This window comes from Streptomyces sp. DG2A-72, from assembly GCF_030499575.1.
Taxonomy (GTDB): domain Bacteria; phylum Actinomycetota; class Actinomycetes; order Streptomycetales; family Streptomycetaceae; genus Streptomyces.
The window spans coordinates 5,802,499-5,821,514 of sequence record NZ_JASTLC010000001.1 but is presented as its reverse complement, the minus strand read 5'-3'; the positions used below and the strand labels follow the sequence as shown (position 1 = coordinate 5,821,514).

Here is a 19,016-nt window from a genome sequence, read left to right as displayed (position 1 = left end):
GTTCGCCTGCTGCGGGCCGGTGAGGGCTGGTCGCGCCCACGCGGCGGAGCCGCATATCGACACAGCCCCGCGCCCCTTACGGGGCGCTGTGCGCCACCGGCCCTCACCAGTCCCGCTCAGCGACTGAGCCGCCCGAACCGCCGTACCGCCAGCGGGAAGAACACCGCGAGCAGGACCAGCGGCCATACGACCGCCGCCCAGACGTGGCCCGGTTCGCCGCCCGGGCTGCCGAACAGCTCCCGTACCGCGGTCGCGGTCTGGGACATCGGGTTCCACTCGACGACCGTGCCCAGCCAGTCGGGCATGGAGGCGGGGGTGGCGAAGGCGTTGGAGAGGAAGCCGACCGGCCAGACCAGGATCTGGACGGCCATCAGCATCTCCGGTTTCCCCGCCACCATCGCCAGGTGGATGCCGATCCACAGCATCGCGAACCGGAACAGCAGCAACAGGCCGACCGCGCCCAGGAAGCCTCCCATCGAGCCGTTCGCCCGCCAGCCGAGCGCGTGGCCGACGCCGATCATCACCGCCAGGCCGACCGCCGACTGCAGCATGTCGGCGGTCGAACGGCCCACCAGGACCGCCCCGTTGGCCATCGGCATCGAACGGAAGCGGTCGATGACCCCCTTGTTGAGGTCCTGGGTGACGGCGAGCATCGTGCCCTCCAGGCCGAAGGCCATGGTGAGCGCGAGCATGCCGGGCATCAGGTAGTCGATGTAGTCGCCGCTCACGCCCCGGCCGCCACCGACGAGGTAGCCGAACATCACCAGCAGCATCACGGGGAAGACGAGCCCGACGATCATCTGGACCGGTTGCCGCGCCCAGTGGGCGAGTTCACGGCGGGTCATGGTCCAGGAGTCGGTCAGTGCATATGTGGTCATACGGCCTCCTTGGCTCGGTCCGCCGTCAGATGCAGGAACACCTCGTCCAGCGTCGGGCGCCGCAGCGCGACGTCCTCGGCCTCGATCCCGGCCGACTCCAGGGCCCGTACGACCCCGGAGAGCGCCGCCATCCGGTCGGTGACCGGGGCGCTGAGCAGTCGGCGGTCGGGGTCGACGGAGATGTCGTCCTTCGGTACGGGCAGCAGGGCCACGGCGGCTCCCAGCTGTCCCGCCTCGCGCAGGACGACGTCGATGCGGTCGCCGCCGATCAGCCGCTTCAGCTCGTCCGCCGTGCCGTCGGCGACGACCCGGCCGGAGTCGACGACCGAGATACGGTCGGCCAGTTGATCGGCCTCCTCCAGGTACTGGGTGGTGAGCAGGACCGTCGTACCGCCGCCGACCAGCGAGCGGACCGCGGCCCACACCTCGGCGCGGCCGCGCGGGTCGAGGCCGGTCGTGGGTTCGTCCAGGAAGAGCACCTCCGGCTCGGTGATCAGGGAGGCGGCCAGGTCCAGCCGGCGCCGCATGCCGCCGCTGTACTGCTTGACCGCCTTGCGTCCGGTGTCCGCGAGGCCGAAGCGCTCCAGGAGCTCGCCGGCCCGCACGCGCGCGTGGCGGGCGCCGAGGTGGTACAGGCGGCCGAACATCTCCAGGTTCTGGTGGCCGCCGAGTTCCTCGTCGAGCGCCGCGTGCTGGCCGAGCAGGCCGATGCGGAAGCGGACCGCCTGGGCCTCGGTCAGCACGTCGTGTCCCGCCACCTCGACACGGCCGCCGTCGGGTCGCAGCAAGGTGGACAGGATGCGGACCAGGGTCGTCTTGCCGGCGCCGTTCGGGCCGAGCACTCCGTGCACCGTGCCGCGCCCGACCACCAGGTCGAGCCCGTCCAGTGCCTTCTTGTCGCCGTACTTCTTGTGTGCGCCTTCGACGGTGATCGCCGTGTCGGCCACTGGGACTCCCTCGCTAGTCAATCTTGACTACCAGCCGAAGGTAGTACCCCGAACTCGGTTAGTCAAACTTGATTAATGGTGGTCCTCGGGATGCGGCTGCTTCGTCGCGTACGGGTTCTCCTGACCCTCGGCGAGGACACCGACGAACGGCTCGCCCTCCCCCGCGAACGTGTACGCCCCGCCCTCGATCCGCTCGATGAGCCCCAGCGCCCAGGCGGCCTCGGCGTCGGCGGTGTGGATCCAGAGGTTCATGATCTCGCCGATGTGGCCGAACTGTTCAGGGCCGTCCTCGGGGACGTAGTGCTCGGTTACGGCCCCGCGCCACTCCTCGATCCGCCGGATCCGCTCCTTGAGGAGGGCCACCGCCTCGGCCCTCGGCAGGTCCACCATGAAGCCGATGGCGGCCGACTTGACGTCCATCTTCTGGTCGTACGAGGTCAGCGCCTCGCGCACCAGCCGGAGGAACTCCTCGGTGCCCTTCTCGGTGATCTCGTACTCGGTCCTCGGCGGCCCGCCGGCTGTGGACGGCGCGATCTCGTGCGCGTGCAGCAGTCCCTGTTTCGCCATCTGCTTCAGGGCGTGGTAGATCGAGCCGGGCTTGGCGTTGGACCACTCGTGCGCGCCCCAGTACTCCAGGTCGTTGCGCACCTGGTACCCATGGGCCCGCCCGTGCTGACGGACCGCACCGAGCACGAGGAGACGGATCGCTGACATGCGGTCCAGGTTATGACCTCACCTTTCGGCGGGGGCAACCTATATGGCCGTGCGGCCGACGTGCTCGATGTGGAGTGTGTGCGTGTCCGGCTCGACGCGGTACAGGACGCGCCAGGGGCCGTGATGCAGGCGGCGGTGCTGCGCACCCCAGGCACGCGACCCCTCTGGCCGCTCGTTCTCGGCGAGCCGGTCGGTGGCTTGCAGAAGCGCGTCGACACTGTGCGGGTCGTCCTTGAGGTGCCCCGCGGCCGCGTTGAGGGCCGCGGGCTCCCAGACAACCTGCCAGGTCACTCACTCCTCCCCGCCGCTTCGAGCAGTGCGCGCCGCGCCTCATCATGCGGAATGGGGGCCTCGGCGCGCCCCAGGGCCCTGTCCCGCTCCAGGCGGGCCAGCGCGAGCGCGTCCTCCAGGTCTTCCAGCTCGGCCGGTGAGATCAGCACTGCAGCCGGGACACCGCGGTCAGTCAGGGTGATGTGCTCGTGCTGCGCGGCCCGGCGAGCGAGCTCGCCGAGTTTGCCCCGCGCTTCCGCAATGGGATAGGTGGCAGACATGCATCTACTGTACACCTAGATGCATGTCTGCCATGCCCCCGGAACCCGCGCCCTAGAACGGGAACCCGCTCCGCCCGTGCTGTACCGAGATCCACTTCATGGTGGTGAACGAGTCCAGCATGGTCTCGCCGTTGAGGCGGCCGAGCCCTGAGTTCTTCTCGCCGCCGAAGGGGACGATCGGCTCGTCGTGGACAGTGCCGTCGTTCACGTGGAACATGCCGGTGTCGATCTGCTTGGCGAAGTTCACGCCGCGCTCGATGTTGCCGGTGTGCACGGCGCCGCTGAGGCCGTACGGCGTGTCGTTGACGAGGCGTACGGCCTCGGCCTCGCCGTCGAAGGGGGCGAGGAAGACGACCGGGCCGAAGATCTCCTGCCTGAGGAGGGGCGAGTCGGCCGGGAGGCCTGTCAGGACGGACGGCTCGACCAGGTTGTCCGTGGTCGTGCCGTGCACCAGGGCCGTCGCGCCCTCGGCGATCGCCTGCTCGACGGTGGCCGAAAGGGCGTCCGCCTGCGAGGAGTTGATGACCGGGCCGATGACGGTCTGCGGGTCGCTCGGGTCGCCGGCCTTGAGGGTCCTGACCTTGGCGACGAACTTCTCGGTGAACTCGTCGGCGACCGAGCGGTCCACCAGCACACGGTTCGCGGCCATGCAGACCTGGCCCTGATGGACGAACCGGCTGAAGACCGCCGCGTCGACCGCGTAGTCGATGTCGGCGTCGTCGAGCACCACCAGCGCGCTGTTGCCGCCCAGTTCGAGGACCGAGCGCTTGAAGTGCGAGGCGCAGACGGTGCCGACGTGGCGGCCGACCTTGTCGGAGCCGGTGAAGGAGATGACCTTCGGGATCGGGTGCTCGAGGAAGGCGTCGCCGATCTCCGCGATGTCCGTGATGACGACGTTGAGCAGACCGGCCGGCAGGCCCGCGTCCTCGAGGATCTTCGCGACCAGGGAGCCGCCGCAGATCGGGGTGTTCTGGTGGGGCTTGAGGACCACACCGTTGCCGAGCGCGAGGGCCGGGGCGACCGACTTGATCGAGAGGAGGAACGGGAAGTTGAAGGGGCTGATGACGCCCACGACGCCCACCGGCACGCGGTAGACGCGGTTCTCCTTGCCGTCCACCGCAGACGGGATGATCTTGCCCTCGGGGCGCAACGCCAGGTGGATCGCCTCGCGCAGGAACTCCTTGGCGAGGTGGAGTTCGAAGCCGGCCTTCAGACGGGTGCCGCCGAGCTCGGCGATGATCACCTCGGTGATCTCCTGCTCGCGCTCCTCGATCACGCGAAGGGCCTTCTCGAAGACCGCACGGCGCGCGTACGGATTGGTCGCGGCCCATTGCTTCTGGGCGCGGGCCGCCGCCTGGTACGCCTCGTCGACCTCGTCGACCGTGGCTATGGTGATCGACGCCAGCTTCTCGCCGTTGTACGGGTTGAAGTCGATGATGTCCCAGGAGCCTGTGCCCGGGCGCCACTCACCGTCGATGTACTGCTGAGCCAGGTCGGTGAAGTAGGACGACAATGTGATCCCTCAATCCCTAGCAGACACCGATCGACTGCCATCACCGTCGATCGACTTCACGGTCTGATCACAAGTCATCGTACTTGTGTTTCAAGAGAGTTGAAGGAGACCCCGGAGAAGATCGCGGCTCTCGTCGGGCCCCGGGCTGTCCTGCTGAAGTTCCTTCAGCGCCTTCTCGTACTGGGTCACGTCCTCGTGCTTGTCGAGGTACAGCGCGCTGGTGAGCTGCTCCAGGTAGACCACGTCCGACAGGTCGGACTCCGGGAAGGAAAGGATCGTGAACGCGCCGGACTCGCCGGAGTGGCCGCCGAAGCTGAACGGCATGATCTGCAGTCGTACGTTGGGCCGCTCGGAGATCTCGATGAGGTGCTGGAGCTGACCGCGCATCACCTCGCGGTCGCCGTACGGACGGCGCAGGGCGGCCTCGTCGAGGACGATGTGGAACTCGGGGCCGCTCTCGTCGACGAGGTACTTCTGCCGCTCCAGGCGCAACGCCACCCGCCGCTCCACGTCCGCCTCGCTCGCGCCCTTCATACCGCGCCGGACGACCGCGTGGGCGTATGCCTCGGTCTGCAGCAGCCCGTGCACGAACTGCACCTCGTAGGCGCGGATGAGGGAGCACGCGCCCTCCAGGCCCACATATGTGGGGAACCAGCTCGGCAGGACGTCCGAGTAACTGTGCCACCAGCCCGCCACGTTGGCCTCCCTGGCGAGTGAGAGCAGCGAGGTGCGCTCCGACTCGTCCGTGATGCCGTACAGCGTCAGCAGATCCTCGACGTCCCGCGTCTTGAAGCTCACCCGGCCCAGCTCCATCCGGCTGATCTTCGACTCGGAGGCACGGATGGAGTACCCCGCGGCCTCGCGCGTGATGCCACGTGTCTCACGCAGTCGCCTGAGTTGCGAGCCGAGCAGCATCCGCCGCACCACCGATCCGGGCTCTCCCGCGCTCACGTTCGCCAGCCTCCCCAACCGTCTTCAGGGCCCGAAGTCTGCCACTAAAACACTCCGAGCAGTACTCGTCCGATTACAGAGATGGAAAGAAGCCAAAGATTCCACCCGGGTTCAAGGGAGGAGGGGCCACCAACAGGAGGGAAGTGGGCAGAAAAAATGACCAAGAAGCGGTACGGGAGGGTCCAATTCGGTCGCGTGCACGTGCATCTGCCCTTGCATCTGGTTGGCGCATCCGAAACCATGGTCCCGCGCCACCGCTGCATCTGCATCGCAACGACCGCGATTCCCGGGAGTGCCTCGCATGGGGACGAATGGATCGACCATGCTCGAGCCGTTACGGCAGGGCCTTCCGCCGCTGGATCCCGCGGCCGTGTCCAGCGCCGCCTCCTGTGCCCTGCCTGCCCGCTACGAAGCGGTGCGCGAGGCGCGGCGGTTCACCCGCAGAACGCTCGACCAGTGGGAACTGGGCGACCGCTTCGACGACGTGTGCCTGGTCGTCTCCGAACTGGTCACCAACTCCCTGCGTCATGCGCTGCCTGCGCCCGCTTGTATCACGGAGCAGATACCGCCCGTGCGCCTGCACCTGATGCGCTGGACGGAGCGGCTGGTGTGCGCGGTGCGCGATCCCAGTGACGACAGCCCGGTCGCGCGCGATTCGGACGACTTCTCGGCGGAATCCGGTCGCGGCCTGTTCCTGGTGGACTCGTTCAGCGACAGCTGGGGCTGGCATCCGCTGGCCGGCACCATGGGCGGCAAGGTCGTCTGGGCGCTGTTCCTGCTGTCGGCGCCCAGCTCGGCCGAGTGATCGACCGCGGCCCTCTCTGGGGCCGCGGTTCTACGCGCGTTACGCAATGCCAGAGGGCGATCACCCTGAGTTGTCGCCTGGTCGGCCGGTTCCCGGTCCGCTGCCGGACCGGGTCTCAACCCGCTGTCAAGTGATCGAACTCGCCGTCCTTGATGCCCAGGAGCATCGCCTCGATCTCCGCACGCGTGTAGACGAGCGCGGGACCGTCCGGGAAGCGCGAGTTGCGCACGGCGACCTCGCCGCCGGGCAGCCGCGCGAACTCCACGCAGGAGCCCTGCGAGTTGCTGTGCCTGCTCTTCTGCCAGGCCACCCCGTGCAGTTGGGTGGCGGCCATGCCGTTGTACACGCCGGACGCGTCGTCAACGTCGTACACGTCGTGGTCCACAGGTCGCTCCCCGGTGGTGCACTGGCTGGTGAGGCCATTGATGCAGTGGTCAACTTGACCCGGATCATAACCGTGTTCCTGTGCAGATGCATGGGCAGATGCACGTGCACGCGGGGTGGTCCTGCGGTTACAGCTTTGGCGACCCCTTTACCGAAGCTTCTCCAGCGTCTGCCCCGGGGACCGCATGACATGCGACCGCCATCCCCCGTCCATGCTCTTCCGCGCCATCAGCCGCGCCGGATCGACCGGATCGAGTTCCTCGTGTCCTAGGAACAGACGCGCGCCGCGCGATTCCTGTTCCATCGCCCGGGGGACGGTGCCGCTGCACGAGCAGATTCGGGGTCCTGCACCGCACCGCCGGGGGCTCAGGGCCGAGGCTGGGGCCTGCTGGGGAGGGCAGGCCCCGCGTCGACGCCGGGTGTCTCCAGAGCCGGCGGTGTCTTGAGGGAGCGCGGAGCCTCAGCGGCTCGCGTACGGGAGCAGTGCCATCTCGCGTGCGTTCTTGATCGCGCGGGCCAGCAGGCGCTGCTGCTGGGCGGAGACGCGGGTGACGCGGCGGCTGCGGATCTTTCCGCGGTCGGAGATGAACTTCCGCAGCAGGTCGGTGTCCTTGTAGTCGATGTACTCGACCTTGGCCTGGTCCAGCGGGTTGGGGCGGTGCTTGGCGGGCTTGCGTTCGGGCTTGCGGGCCATGGGGTCAGACCTCCAGGAGGGTGTCGAAGGCGGGCGGCAGCCGCTTCCAGGCGTCGCGCCCGGCGGCGTACTCGGCGTCGGTGAGCAGGCAGGACTCCAGCAGCTCCTGAAGTCCGTCGCGGTCGAGGCCGGGGGACGTGAAGACCAGGTGCTGGCAGCAGTCGCCGTGCTCCGGATGCCAGTCCAGCGCGGCGGCGGCGCGGCGTACCGGCGGCACCATCTCCCAGGCCGCGTCCGGCAGCGCGGCGAGCCAGGGGCCCGCGCTCTCCACGCACAGCGCGCCGCCCGCGGCGTCCCAGTGCAGCAGCGTGTCCGGCTTGTCGGCGAGCCAGAACCGGCCCCGGCTGCGGGCCGCCGCGCAGGTCAGGTCCTCCAGCGCCGCATACAGCCGCTCCGGGTGGAAGGGCCTGCGTCGGTGCCAGACCAGCGTGGAGACGCCGTGCGCGTCCGCGTCGGCGGGCAGCAGCGCGCACGCGGGGTGCTGGGCGGCGGCGGCCGACTCGACGTCGAAGCCGGCCAGGGCCGCCTGCGCGAGGGGCGTCAGGGGGCGGCGGCGCGGGGCGGGCACCGTCAGGCCGTCGTCGGCCGCGTCCGGCGCGAGATCGCCATGAGCGCCCGCCAGGTCACCGTGGCCGATCGGGACCTGGCGGGCCGTCGGGTGCAGCTGGGCGAGCAGCTCACGGTCCTCGTCGTCGGCCTCCGGGGAGTCGACGAGGGCGAGGACGGGGGCGTACTCCAGCTGTCGCGCGAAGGTGTCGGCGACCGTGCGCTGGTCGGTGGCCGCGGCGGCGAGGCCGCGCTCCGCCAGGTCGTCGCCGTTGCCGAGGTACGGCAGCACGAGTGCCGGGTCGACCGCGGTGATCACGCCGGTGACGGTGAGCCCGCCGCCGGTGACCACCTCGGCCATGGCCTTGGGCTCGACGGAGTCCCACAGCTCGACGACCGCGAGCCGGACCGTTCCGGCGTCGCGCAGGCGCAGCAGCTCGGGCACCAGGTCTTCCCGCAGCGCGCAGCACGCACAGTCGTTGACCAGTGGGGCCTCACCGGCGGACAGGATGCCGGTGGCGTCACGCACGGTCCGTACGACCGTGCCGGCGACGGCCGTCGCCAGGTCGTGATGGAGTACGACGCTGCCGGGCACGTCGGTGAGCAACCGCTCCACGGTCGCCTTGCGGGCGTCGGCGTGCAGCCCGCCGACGATGACGACGGAGAGCATCAGCCCTGCTTTCCGTACCGGCGCTCGAAGCGCTCGACGCGGCCTGCGGTGTCCAGGACGCGGGCGGTGCCGGTGTAGAAGGGGTGGCTGACGTTCGAGATCTCGACGTCGACGACCGGGTAGGTGTTGCCGTCCTCCCACTCGATGGTCTTCTCGCTGGTCATCGTGGAGCGGGTGAGGAAGGCGTAGTCCGCGGCACGGTCACGGAAGACGACGGGGCCGTACTCGGGGTGGATTTCCTTGCGCATGGGGGTGGTTCAGCGCTCCTCTCGGAAGTCGACGTGACGGCCGACGACCGGGTCGTACTTGCGCAGGGTCATACGGTCCGGGTCGTTGCGGCGGTTCTTGCGGGTCACGTACGTGTAGCCGGTCCCCGCCGTGGACCGGAGCTTGATGACCGGTCGGAGTTCGTTGCGTGCCATGCTGGTATCTTACTGAAAATGAATTCCATTTACACAACACCGTCGAGAGAGGTGCGTCACCCTTGTCCGCCCACTGCATGCTGACCGGAGCCCAGCCGGGCTTCGGCAACACGATCTCCCACTCGCACCGGCGGACCTCCCGCCGCTTCGACCCGAACATCCAGTCCAAGCGCTACTGGCTGCCCAGTGAGGGCCGTTACGTCCGGCTGAAGCTGAGCACGAAGGGCATCAAGACCATCGACACGATCGGCATCGAGGCCGCCGTGGCCCGGATCCGTGCCCGGGGAGTGAAGGTCTGATGGCGAAGAAGAGCAAGATCGCGAAGAACGAGAAGCGGCAGGAGATCGTCGCGCGGTACGCCGAGCGCCGGGCCGAGCTGAAGGAGATCATCCGCCGGCCGTCCTCGACGGAGGCCGAACGCCTCGCCGCCCAGCAGGAGTTGCGCAGGCAGCCGCGCGACGCCAGCAGCACGCGCGTACGCAACCGCGACAGCGTCGACGGGCGGCCCCGCGGCTACCTCCGTACCTTCGGGCTGTCCCGGGTGAACCTGCGTGGACAGGCGCACGCGGGGTACCTGCCGGGGGTCCGGAAGTCCTCCTGGTAAAAGTCCCCTACCGGTAAGTACTGGTAGCTTGCTGCGGACCTCCGGCCAGAGCTTGGGAGCCAGCAGTGACTTCGGTGACGAACGTGCGACTCGCGGTCGCCGGCGTGGTGGGCGCGCTGGTGCTGACCGCCTGCGGTGGCGGCGGCTCGGAAGACGATTCCGCGCCCAGCCCCAGCCCCAGCGCCTCCGCCTCCTCGGCCGAGACGGCGGACACGGGCGGCGGCACCGGCGGGTCGGCGTCCGCGTCCGGCGACCTGGCGGGCAGTTGGCTCGCCACGACCGACGGCAAGGCCGTCGCGCTGGTCATCACCGGCACGGAGGCCGGGCTCTTCGCGACCGGCGGAACCGTGTGCAGCGGGACCGCGGGCGAGGAGTCCGGCATGCGGATGATCCACCTCAAGTGCACCGACGGCAGCAAGGACCGGGCGACGGGGATGGTCGACTCCGTCGACGGGAAGACGCTCAAGGTGACGTGGGAGGACGGGCTCGGCACGGAGACGTACACCAAGGCGGAGGGCGGGCAGCTGCCTTCCGGGCTGCCCACGGCGAGTCTCGGCTGATCTTCGGGGCGCCCGGAGCGCTTGACGGGCCCCTCGGGGCCCTTGGGTGGGGGCGGGCAACCGCGCCACTTCCTCATGCGTGATGATCCATGCACGCGACCGCCCACGCCCCGAGGAAGCACATGCGCGCCACACCTCTCGCCGTCACCGCCCTTGCCGCGGCCCTGCTGCTGACTGCCTGTGACAGTGGCGGCGACTCCGCCAAGGAAACCGGCAAGGAAAAGAGCACCGCCTGCACGCTCGGTGAGGTCAGTCTGGAGATCGGACCGGCCAACGCCGCGCCCGCCGCCGGGGACACGGGCAATGTCTCCGTCACCGTCACGAACAGCAGCGCCCAATGCACCCTGGACGGCTTCCCCGGCGTCGGCCTCCACGCCGGGGACTCCTCCGCCGCCGTCCCCGTGGACAAGGCGGCCCCGTCGCAGAAGCTGACGCTCGCCAAGGGCTCGACCACGTCGTTCACCATCACGTACGTACGCGGTGCGGAGGGCGGCAAGTCGAGCGTCGCCGCGAAGACGATGAAGGTCTCGCTGCCCGGCGACGACGCCGACACGCAGGAGTTCCCGTGGACGTACGGTGCGGTCGCCCTGAAGAGCGGGGACGAGCCGGACGCCACGGTGAGCGGGTTCACGCAGTCCGGCGACTGAGGAGGCAGGAGGCTCAGCGCAGCGGCTTACGACGGCCGACCTGCGCCCGGTCCGCCGCCTGAGCCCCTTCCGTCCAGCCCGCCGCGTCCGTGACCCCGCGCAGCCGGGTCGTGGTCGTCTCCGGGAACATGCGGTCCAGGCGGCCGGTGACGGCGAGTTCACGGGAGGCGAGGACCGGGAGCAGGTCGCCGGTCACCTGGGTCTCGGCGGCGGCTGCGAGGCGGGTGCCGACCCGGTGGGCGTAGGCCGCGAGGAAGGACTGCCGGAAGGTCTTGGTCCGCCTGCGTCCGCCCGCGCGCTGGGCGGCCTCCGCCTGCGTCATCGCGGTCTGCGCCTGCACCAGCAGTGAGGTGTAGAGGAGTTCGACGGCCTCCAGGTCGGGTTCGAAGCCGACGACGGTGGAGAAGCCGAGGGGTTCGTTCCACACGGCCCGGCAGTGGTTGGCGGTGGCGACCGCGTCCAGCAGCACCGCCTTGGCCTGCTCGTACGGTGGCTCGACCCCGATCCGGCAGGCGCCGGGCACGTCCGCGGTGGGCGCCTGGCCCGCAAGCAGCGCCTCGTCGATGCTGTGCCGCGCCATCAGCTCCTGCGCCTTGGCACTGAGCGCCTCCGCCTCCTCCGGGAAGCCGGTCGCCTCCGCCTTCGCCAGCAGGGCACGGATGCGGGTGAGCATGCGGGAATCGGACCTGGGGTGCCTGCTGGACGGCTCGTCCAGGGGTTCCAGCGCGGGCAGGCGCAGCAGCAGCCGGTACAGCTCCAGGACGGCTGTCGCGTGCGAGAAGCGGTCGGTGGAGGGCGGGGCCTTGGCGGTCAGTTCGTCGAGCTGTGCGGTCCAGCGGGGGCCGCGCGGTCGGTCGTACGACACCTGCGCGCGGATGAGGGCCGATACGAGGCGTACGTGTACGTCGTCCAGCTCGCGCCGCACGATCCGTACGACGTCGGCGGGCTGCCAGCCGCGTCGCCAGGCCGTCGCCACGAACTCCTGGCCACGGCGGGCGAGTTCGGCGTCCGCGCTCGGGTCGGCGGCGAGGAGGGACGCGCCGGTGTCGAGGGCGGTGTCGGTGTCGCCGTACAGGGCGGCCTGGAAGGCGCGTTCGACGGTGCTGCTGCTCACCCGGCGATCGTGCCATGGGGGCACGCGCGCGTGGGCGCCAACCACTGTCAACCAAGGGTTGACACCAGCGGAGAGTGCAACCTACGGTTGACACATGTCGACGAACCCGACCATCACGTCATCCGTACGTCTCGACGAACTCATCGCGGCCATCAAGAAGGTCCACGACGAGCCCCTCGACCAGCTCCAGGACGCGGTGATCGCCGGCGATCACCTCGGGGAGGTGGCCGACCATCTGATCGGCCACTTCGTGGATCAGGCCCGGCGATCGGGCGCCTCCTGGACCGACATCGGCAAGAGCATGGGCGTCACCCGGCAGGCTGCGCAGAAGCGCTTCGTGCCGAAGGAGTCGGCCGACCTCGACCCGCAAACGGGCTTCGACCGCTACACGCCGCGTGCCCGCAACGCGGTGATGGCCGCCCACAACGAGGCCATCGCGGCCCGCAACCCCGAGGGCCGCCCCGCGCACCTGGTGCTCGGTCTGCTGGCCGACCCGGACGGTCTGGCCGCGAAGGCGATCACGGCGCACGGCGTCCCCCTGGACTCCGTACGCCAGGCCGCCACCGCCGCGCTGCCGCCCGCCGCCGACAAGGTCCCCGACCTGGTCCCCTACGGCTCCGACGCCAAGAAGGTCCTGGAGCTCACCTTCCGCGAGGCCCTGCGCCTCGGCCACAACTACATCGGCACCGAGCACATCCTGCTGGCCCTGCTGGAATTCGAGAACGGCACGGGCATTCTGTCCGGCCTCGGGCTCACCAAGCAGGCGATGGAGGAGTACATCGTCGGGCTGCTCTCCCAGTTCCTGAAGAGCGGCGAGGAGACCACCGAGGAGGCTGCCGGGGAGGCCCCCGGAAAGGCTCCTGGGAAGGGCGAAACGCAAGGCTGAGGCCGTTGTCAGACCCGGGTGCCACACTCGCAGCATGACCGATCGGTGGGCACTCGCTCCGGCCGAGGACGGCGGCGCCGAGCTCGCCCCCCTCGGCTCGGACGGGCTGCCCGCCGGACCGGTCGTGCGGGAGCCGGACCTGGCCGCGGCGGTGCGCGGCCGGCCGGAGGTCACGCGCTGGGTCTGGCGTTCCACCGCCGAGGTCTATCCGCGTCTGCTCGCCACGGGGGTGCGAGTGGAGCGGTGCTACGACATCGAGGACGCCGAGACCCTCCTGCTCGGCCACGAGGGGCGGTCCGGCGAACCCCGCTCGGCAGCCGCCGCCCTGGCCCGGCTGCGCCGCGGCCCCGTACCGCCGGATCCGCCCCAGCGCTCGGCCGAACCCGGCGCCCAGTCACCCCTCTTCGAGCCGCAGTCCGTGCACGTACCGCTGGCCGACCTCGTCGAGGTCTACGCCGAGCAGCAGCGCCGGCACGACCGGGCGGCGCATCCGCAGCGGATGCGGCTGCTGACGGCCGCCGAGTCGGCGGGGATGCTGGTCGCCGCCGAGATGAACCGGGCGGGGCTGCCGTGGAGCGCCGACGTCCACCGCCGGGTGCTGCACGAACTGCTCGGCGAGCGGTATGCGGGCGGCGGGGAGCCGCGGCGGCTGGCGGAGCTGGCGGACGAGGTGTCGGCCGCGTTCGGGCGCCGGGTGCGGCCCGATCTGCCGGCCGATGTGATCAAGGCGTTCGCGCAGGCCGGGATCAAGGTCAGATCGACCCGCCGCTGGGAGATCGAGTCCGTCGACCACCCGGCCGTGAAGCCGCTGATCGAGTACAAGAAGCTGTACCGCATCTGGGTCGCCCACGGCTGGTCCTGGCTGCAGGACTGGGTCCGGGACGGCCGGTTCCGGCCCGAGTTCCTCGCGGGCGGGACCGTCACCGGCCGCTGGGTGACCAACGGCGGGGGCGCGTTGCAGATCCCCAAGGTCATCCGGCGCGCGGTGGTCGCCGATCCCGGCTGGCGGCTGGTCGTCGCCGACGCCGACCAGATGGAGCCGCGCGTCCTCGCGGCCATCTCCCGCGACCCCGGACTGATGGAGGTGGCCGGCCGGGAGACCGACCTGTACCAGTCGGTGTCCGACCGCGCCTTCTCCGGCGACCGCGCCCAGGCCAAGCTCGCCGTCCTGGGGGCGGTGTACGGGCAGACGTCCGGCGACGGCCTGAAGAACCTCGCCGCCCTCAGACGCCGCTTCCCCAAGGCGGTGGCGTACGTCGACGACGCGGCGCGGGAGGGCGCGGAGGGGCGGCTCGTACGGACCTGGCTCGGGCGTACGTGTCCCCCGGCGGCCGGAGCGACCGACGCCACCACGGAGGAGGCGGGGATTCCGCAGGACGGTCCGGCCGACGCGCCGCCCGGCGACGACGCCTGGGTGCCGGGCTACGCCTCCACCAACGCCCGCGCCCGTGGCCGCTTCGCCCGCAACTTCGTCGTCCAGGGCAGCGCCGCCGACTGGACCCTGCTGCTGCTCGCCGCGCTGCGGCAGGCCTGTGCGGGCATGGCGGCGGAGCTGGTCTTCTTCCAGCACGACGAGGTGATCGTGCACTGTCCCGAGGAGGAGGCCGAGACGGTCGTGGCGGCGATCCGGGAGGCGTCGGACCTCGCGGGCCGGCTGACGTTCGGCGAGACGCCGGTGCGGTTTCCGTTCACGACGGCGGTCGTGGAGTGTTACGCGGACGCGAAATGATCAGCCCGCCGCGAGAGTCGTCATGTACGCCGATTCTGGCTGGGGTTCGGCAGCGCCCCGAAGGGGCGCGGGGCTGTGTCGATATGCGGCTCCGCCGCGTGGGCGCGACAAGCCACGACGGACCCGCAGAAAACAGACGGCCAATTGCGGCACATCCCGCGGAGCGCTTAGCTTCGCCGCATGATGACGAAAACACGCAAAACACGCACCCACGCGCTGACTTGGGGTACCTCGGCAAAGCGCCTGGGCGCAGCCCTCGGCGTACTGGCGCTCGCCGCCTCGGGCACCGCGGCCCACGCCGCCGAGGACTCCGGCACCGGACTGGCCGCCTACCACCGCCAGCACATCACCTGGACCGATTGCCGGCAGGGGCCGGACGACGAGGAGGGGATCGCTCTGGACCGGGCCGGGGCCCGGTGCGCGCGGGTCACCGTGCCGCTCGACTACTCCCGCCCGACGGGCCGGACGATGGAGATCGCCCTGTCCCGGTTACCCGCGGCCGACCGGAAGCACCGGATCGGCACGCTGATGCTCAACAGCGGCGGTCCCGCCGAGCCGACGCTGGGCATGCCGCTGAGGACCCGCGCCCACCTCGGCAAGACGGCCGCGCGGTACGACGTGATCGGCATGGACCCGAGGTTCGTGGGCCGCAGTGAGGCACTCGACTGCGGCTGGCCCGCCGGCATCTGGATCCGCTCGGCCGGGCACAGCCGGGCCGCGTTCAACCGCCAGGTCGCCTTCCAGAAGGATCTCGCCGAGCGGTGCGCCGCCCGGCACGGCGACGTTCTGCCGTACGTCACCACCCGCAACACCGCCCGCGACATGGACATCGTCCGCTCGGTGCTGGGCGAGCGCCGGATCTCCTTCCTCGGCTACTCCTACGGCGCCTATCTCGGCGCCGTGTACACGCAGATGTTCCCCGGCCGCACCGACCGGGTGGTCCTCGACAGCGCCGGCGATCCACGCACGTACGGCCCCCGACTGCTGCGGGGCAGGGAGATCCCCGCGGAGCGGGCGCTGCGCGCCTGGGCGTCCTGGACCGCGGCGCGGCACGGGACGTACGGCCTGGGCGCGAGCCGGGCCGCCGTGCTCGCCACCGTGCAGCGGATCGCCGAGGCGGCGAGGGAACGGCCGTTGCGCGTCGGCACGTACGACATCGACGAGCACGTGCTGCCGTATCTGATCTCGAACAGCAGCGGCAGCGACCACGAGGAGCAGCGTGCCGCGTTCGCACGCGCCGTCGGCGTGCTGGACAAGGCGGCCAAGGGGGTCGCCGTCGAACCGACCCCGGAGCTGGCGGGTCTCCTGCGCTTCGCGCTCGACGCCTCGAGCTCGCCTCTCGCCAGCCCCGCGGCAGCGATCATCTGCGGCGACGCGGCCGCGCCCCGGGATCCCGAGGTCTACTGGCGCGATGTCGAACGCAGCCGGGCCCGCCACCCCCTCTTCGGACCGATGACCAACAACATCGCCCCATGCGCCTTCTGGCCCGAGCCGCCCCGCGAGCAGCCGACCACGATCGCCAACGACACCGCCGCCCTGATCGTCTCCGCCACCGGCGACACCGCCACCACCTACCGGGGCAGCAGGGCCATGCACAACCTGCTGACCGGCTCCCGCCTGCTGACCCTGCAAGGAGCCATCGTGCACGGTGTGTACGGCGAGTACGGCAACGCCTGCGTCGACGCGAAGGTGAACGCGTACCTGGAGTCCGGGCGGCTGCCCACCGGAAACCCGACCTGCCGGAAGTGAGCGCCGTCCAGGCGTACGGTGCGACTTTCGTCGGACGCGGGTGCGACGAACGGATGCTGTGGGCAAGGTCGTCGACACCTACCTTTGGCGTGTGAATGTGACGACGATGGCCCGCGCCGGCTGGAAACGACTGGTCGTGGCGGGGATGTGGTCCCGTCGGCGGATCGTCGGCGAGACGGTCCTCGCCCTGCTGCTGGCCCTGTCGGCGACGCTGGGTGTGCTGGACGACGGCCCGGCGGCGACGGTCGCCGTGGCACTGGCCGCCGCCGCGATGTCCCTGCTGCGACGGGCGTTCCCGGCGAGCGTGCTCGTCCTGACGGGCGCGCTCGCCGCCGAACTCCCCGGTTTCTGGGCCCTGTTGACGGTCGCGGGCTGGTCGGCGGGCCCGAGGATCAAGGCGCCGCGATGGGCACTGGCGGCGTTCACGCTCTCGTACGTCCTCAATGCGGCGGTGTCCGTCCTCCAGACGGAGTCCAGCCTCCCCGCGGCCCAGACGCTGCTGTTCACCACCCTCTCGTTCCTGGCGACGACCGTCGTGCCCGGCCTCGCCGCCCGCTACCGCGCCCAACGCCGCACCCTCATGCACGCGTTGCACGAGCACAACGCCCAACTGCTGCGGGAACGCGAGATCATCGCCTCCCATGCCCGCCTGCGGGAGCGCCAGCGCATAGCCCAGGACATGCACGACAGCCTCGGCCACCAGCTGGCGCTGATCGCCGTGCACACCGGTGCGCTGGAGGTCGACCGCAAGCTGACGGACGGGCAGCGTGAAGCCGTCGGGGTGCTGCGCGACGCGTCCGTGGCCGCGATGCACGAGCTGCGCGAGGCCGTCGGCATCCTGCGCGACGGTACGCACGCGCAGGAGCACGAGAGCGAGGCGGCGCCCGCGACCCGGGGCGTGGCGGGGATCGACGGCCTGGTGGAGGCGTCGCGGGGCGCGGGGGCGGACGTAGAGCTGCGGCGGGCGGGCGAGGAGCGGTCGCTGGCCCCCGCCGCGGACCATGCGGCGTACCGGATCGTGCAGGAGGCGCTGACCAACGCGCTGAAGCACGCGCCGGGCGCCCCGATCGTCGTAGAGCTGCGGTATGAGCCGGACTCGCTGGTGGTCGAGGTCGCCAACGGGCCGGTGCCCGCGGCGGCGGACGGCGGGCGGCGGCTCGTGGTGAGCGGCGGGCAGGGGCTGACCGGGCTGCAGGAACGGGCCCGGCTGGTCGGCGGCATGGTGCATGCCGGGCCGGCGGCGGGCGGGGGGTTCCGGGTCGCGGGCGTCCTGCCGTACGGGAGCGCGGAGCGGGCGGGTTCGGCGCCGCAGGTGACGACGTTCGTCGAAGCGGCGAACGACTTCCGGGGGCAGAGCGAGGGGGTGCGGCCCGGCGACGGTGGAGCGGTCATCGACTGGTCCGGCCCGCCGGAGAAGCAGAAGGAGCTCGACCTCGCCATGGGAAGCAAGAAGAAGGGCATCGCGATCGGGTGCGGCGCCGCACTCGTGATCATCGTCGGTCTCGGAGTGCTGGCCGTCTGGGGCATCGCCAAACTGTGGGACGAGAGCGACAAGGCCATGATCGAACCGTCCGTCTACAAGTCCGTGAAGGTCGGCGACACCGAGACGGTCGTACGAGGCAAGCTGCCGGACGGCAAGTCGTTCCTGACCGACGGCCTGCACGACAAGGGGCCCGCGAAGCCGAAGGGCGCCGACTGCCTCGTCCTCCTGTCGACTGAGATACCGGACAACCTGGATGACGAGCCTCTCTTCCGGTTCTGCTTCAAGGACGGAAAGCTGATCGAGAAGCAGTCGTACACGGTCAAGTCGTAGTCATACGGCCTCTCTTGGGGCGTGAGTAAGGTAGAGGCGTCCTCATGTCCTACGCGATGTCCTAAGTGACGTCCTACGCGACGTCCTACGCGTCCCTACCGGAAGCCTTGCGGGAGAGTTGTGATCAGGGTCCTCGTCGCGGATGACGAACCGCTCATCCGGGCGGGCATCAGGATGATCCTCACCTCCGCCGACGACATCGACGTCGTGGCAGAGGCCGGCAACGGCCGCGAGGCGGTCGACCTGGTCCGGGCCCACGCCGTCGACGTGGCCCTGCTCGACATCCAGATGCCGGTGCTGGACGGGCTGAGTGCCCTGGCCGAGCTACGGCGGGCCGCGCCGTCCGTACGCCCGCTGATCCTCACGACGTTCGGCGAACGCGAGAACGTACTGCGCGCACTGAGCCACGGCGGCGCGGGATTTCTTTTGAAGGACTCGGCACCGGGCGAGCTGATCCAAGCGGTACGGGCTGCGGCGGCCGGGGACGCGTACCTCTCCCCCGGCGCCACCCGCCACGTCGTCGACTCGCTCGCCTCGGGCCGGGCGGCGGCCCGCGCGGAGGAGGCGCGGCGGCGCCTGGAGTCGCTCAGCGAGCGGGAGTTGGAAGTCCTCGCGCTTCTCGGGGAGGGGCTCTCGAACGCCGACGCCGGCGAACGGATCCATGTCAGCGAGGCGACGGTGAAGACCTACGTCAGCCGGATCCTGACGAAGCTGCAGTGCGAGAACCGGGTGCAGGCGGCGCTGCTGGCGCGGGATGCGGGGTTGGGGGCCGCGTCGTGATTCCCGCGACGTCCGGATGCCCGCTTGACGTCCTGATCCCCGCATGACGTCCTCATGCC

At 70.6% G+C, this 19,016-nt stretch carries 23 protein-coding genes; 10 read left to right on the top strand and 13 right to left on the bottom strand.

Going from position 1 to position 19,016, the window contains the following annotated elements; translation table 11 throughout:
- Positions 1–116: 116 nt before the first annotated feature.
- From QQY66_RS27775 to QQY66_RS27745, 7 genes are all read right to left on the bottom strand, one after another.
- A complete protein-coding gene (locus QQY66_RS27775) occupies positions 117–878 on the bottom strand; it encodes an ABC transporter permease (protein WP_301983006.1) in 762 nt (253 codons plus the stop codon).
- Positions 875–1,825, bottom strand: coding sequence for an ATP-binding cassette domain-containing protein (locus QQY66_RS27770; RefSeq protein ID WP_301983005.1), 951 nt, complete (start codon positions 1,823–1,825; stop codon positions 875–877). Before QQY66_RS27770 ends, QQY66_RS27775 begins: the two co-directional genes overlap by 4 nt.
- A 72-nt stretch (positions 1,826–1,897) precedes the next feature.
- Complete coding sequence (locus QQY66_RS27765; protein ID WP_301983004.1) at positions 1,898–2,539, bottom strand: PadR family transcriptional regulator; 642 nt, start codon at positions 2,537–2,539, stop codon at positions 1,898–1,900.
- Between the two features lie 39 nt (positions 2,540–2,578).
- Positions 2,579–2,830: a type II toxin-antitoxin system RelE/ParE family toxin gene (locus tag QQY66_RS27760; RefSeq protein ID WP_301983003.1), complete on the bottom strand. Its 252-nt coding sequence runs from the start codon at positions 2,828–2,830 to the stop codon at positions 2,579–2,581.
- On the bottom strand, positions 2,827–3,090 hold the full coding sequence (locus QQY66_RS27755) for a type II toxin-antitoxin system prevent-host-death family antitoxin (RefSeq protein ID WP_224737349.1): 264 nt from the start codon (positions 3,088–3,090) through the stop codon (positions 2,827–2,829). Before QQY66_RS27755 ends, QQY66_RS27760 begins: the two co-directional genes overlap by 4 nt.
- A gap of 52 nt (positions 3,091–3,142) precedes the next feature.
- The gene (locus QQY66_RS27750) at positions 3,143–4,603 is read right to left on the bottom strand and encodes an aldehyde dehydrogenase family protein (RefSeq protein ID WP_301983002.1); all 1,461 of its coding nucleotides are present in this window, start codon (positions 4,601–4,603) and stop codon (positions 3,143–3,145) included.
- 90 nt (positions 4,604–4,693) lie between these two features.
- On the bottom strand, positions 4,694–5,518 hold the full coding sequence (locus QQY66_RS27745) for a helix-turn-helix transcriptional regulator (RefSeq protein ID WP_301987512.1): 825 nt from the start codon (positions 5,516–5,518) through the stop codon (positions 4,694–4,696).
- 358 nt (positions 5,519–5,876) lie between these two features.
- Here QQY66_RS27745 and QQY66_RS27740 point away from each other — a divergent pair, with 358 nt between their 5' ends.
- Entirely contained in the window at positions 5,877–6,359 is a 483-nt protein-coding gene (locus QQY66_RS27740; protein ID WP_301983001.1) for an ATP-binding protein, read from the top strand.
- Between the two features lie 115 nt (positions 6,360–6,474).
- On the opposite strand, the gene QQY66_RS27735 is transcribed toward QQY66_RS27740, so the two are convergent.
- The 5 genes from QQY66_RS27735 to rpmG form a co-directional block, all read right to left on the bottom strand.
- Positions 6,475–6,744 (bottom strand): DUF397 domain-containing protein, encoded by a 270-nt coding sequence (locus QQY66_RS27735; RefSeq protein WP_301983000.1) that lies wholly within the window; start codon positions 6,742–6,744, stop codon positions 6,475–6,477.
- A gap of 459 nt (positions 6,745–7,203) precedes the next feature.
- The gene (gene rpsR, locus QQY66_RS27730) at positions 7,204–7,437 is read right to left on the bottom strand and encodes a 30S ribosomal protein S18 (RefSeq protein WP_301982999.1); all 234 of its coding nucleotides are present in this window, start codon (positions 7,435–7,437) and stop codon (positions 7,204–7,206) included.
- 4 nt (positions 7,438–7,441) lie between these two features.
- Positions 7,442–8,653 carry a GTP-binding protein gene (locus QQY66_RS27725; protein ID WP_301982998.1) on the bottom strand — a complete coding sequence of 404 codons (1,212 nt, stop codon included), beginning with the start codon at positions 8,651–8,653 and terminating at the stop codon, positions 7,442–7,444.
- The gene (locus QQY66_RS27720; protein WP_301982997.1) at positions 8,653–8,901 is read right to left on the bottom strand and encodes a type B 50S ribosomal protein L31; all 249 of its coding nucleotides are present in this window, start codon (positions 8,899–8,901) and stop codon (positions 8,653–8,655) included. The genes QQY66_RS27725 and QQY66_RS27720 overlap by 1 nt, the downstream gene beginning before the upstream one ends.
- A gap of 9 nt (positions 8,902–8,910) precedes the next feature.
- Positions 8,911–9,075, bottom strand: coding sequence for a 50S ribosomal protein L33 (gene rpmG / locus QQY66_RS27715; protein ID WP_003999141.1), 165 nt, complete (start codon positions 9,073–9,075; stop codon positions 8,911–8,913).
- 62 nt (positions 9,076–9,137) lie between these two features.
- On the opposite strand from rpmG, the gene rpmB reads away from it, so the two are divergent.
- From rpmB to QQY66_RS27695, 4 genes are all read left to right on the top strand, one after another.
- On the top strand, positions 9,138–9,374 hold the full coding sequence (gene rpmB, locus QQY66_RS27710) for a 50S ribosomal protein L28 (RefSeq protein WP_210577944.1): 237 nt from the start codon (positions 9,138–9,140) through the stop codon (positions 9,372–9,374).
- Positions 9,374–9,679 (top strand): 30S ribosomal protein S14, encoded by a 306-nt coding sequence (rpsN, locus tag QQY66_RS27705; protein ID WP_301982996.1) that lies wholly within the window; start codon positions 9,374–9,376, stop codon positions 9,677–9,679. The genes rpmB and rpsN overlap by 1 nt, the downstream gene beginning before the upstream one ends.
- A 65-nt stretch (positions 9,680–9,744) precedes the next feature.
- Positions 9,745–10,239, top strand: a complete 495-nt coding sequence (locus tag QQY66_RS27700; protein ID WP_301982995.1) for a hypothetical protein — start codon at positions 9,745–9,747, stop codon at positions 10,237–10,239.
- A 122-nt stretch (positions 10,240–10,361) separates the two neighbouring features.
- Positions 10,362–10,886, top strand: a complete 525-nt coding sequence (locus QQY66_RS27695) for a DUF4232 domain-containing protein (RefSeq protein WP_301982994.1) — start codon at positions 10,362–10,364, stop codon at positions 10,884–10,886.
- A 13-nt stretch (positions 10,887–10,899) separates the two neighbouring features.
- Here QQY66_RS27695 and QQY66_RS27690 read toward each other — a convergent pair whose 3' ends face one another.
- Positions 10,900–12,000, bottom strand: coding sequence for a DUF2786 domain-containing protein (locus QQY66_RS27690; protein WP_301982993.1), 1,101 nt, complete (start codon positions 11,998–12,000; stop codon positions 10,900–10,902).
- A 94-nt stretch (positions 12,001–12,094) separates the two neighbouring features.
- Between QQY66_RS27690 and QQY66_RS27685 the strand changes: the two genes are divergently transcribed.
- From QQY66_RS27685 to QQY66_RS27665, 5 genes are all read left to right on the top strand, one after another.
- Positions 12,095–12,886: a Clp protease N-terminal domain-containing protein gene (locus tag QQY66_RS27685; RefSeq protein WP_301982992.1), complete on the top strand. Its 792-nt coding sequence runs from the start codon at positions 12,095–12,097 to the stop codon at positions 12,884–12,886.
- A 34-nt stretch (positions 12,887–12,920) separates the two neighbouring features.
- The gene (locus tag QQY66_RS27680; protein WP_301982991.1) at positions 12,921–14,615 is read left to right on the top strand and encodes a bifunctional 3'-5' exonuclease/DNA polymerase; all 1,695 of its coding nucleotides are present in this window, start codon (positions 12,921–12,923) and stop codon (positions 14,613–14,615) included.
- Positions 14,616–14,795: 180 nt separating this feature from the next.
- Positions 14,796–16,364, top strand: coding sequence for an alpha/beta hydrolase (locus QQY66_RS27675; RefSeq protein ID WP_301982990.1), 1,569 nt, complete (start codon positions 14,796–14,798; stop codon positions 16,362–16,364).
- A 106-nt stretch (positions 16,365–16,470) separates the two neighbouring features.
- On the top strand, positions 16,471–18,177 hold the full coding sequence (locus tag QQY66_RS27670) for a sensor histidine kinase (protein WP_301987511.1): 1,707 nt from the start codon (positions 16,471–16,473) through the stop codon (positions 18,175–18,177).
- 120 nt (positions 18,178–18,297) lie between these two features.
- Entirely contained in the window at positions 18,298–18,957 is a 660-nt protein-coding gene (locus QQY66_RS27665; protein ID WP_301982989.1) for a response regulator transcription factor, read from the top strand.
- Positions 18,958–19,016: the final 59 nt, after the last annotated feature.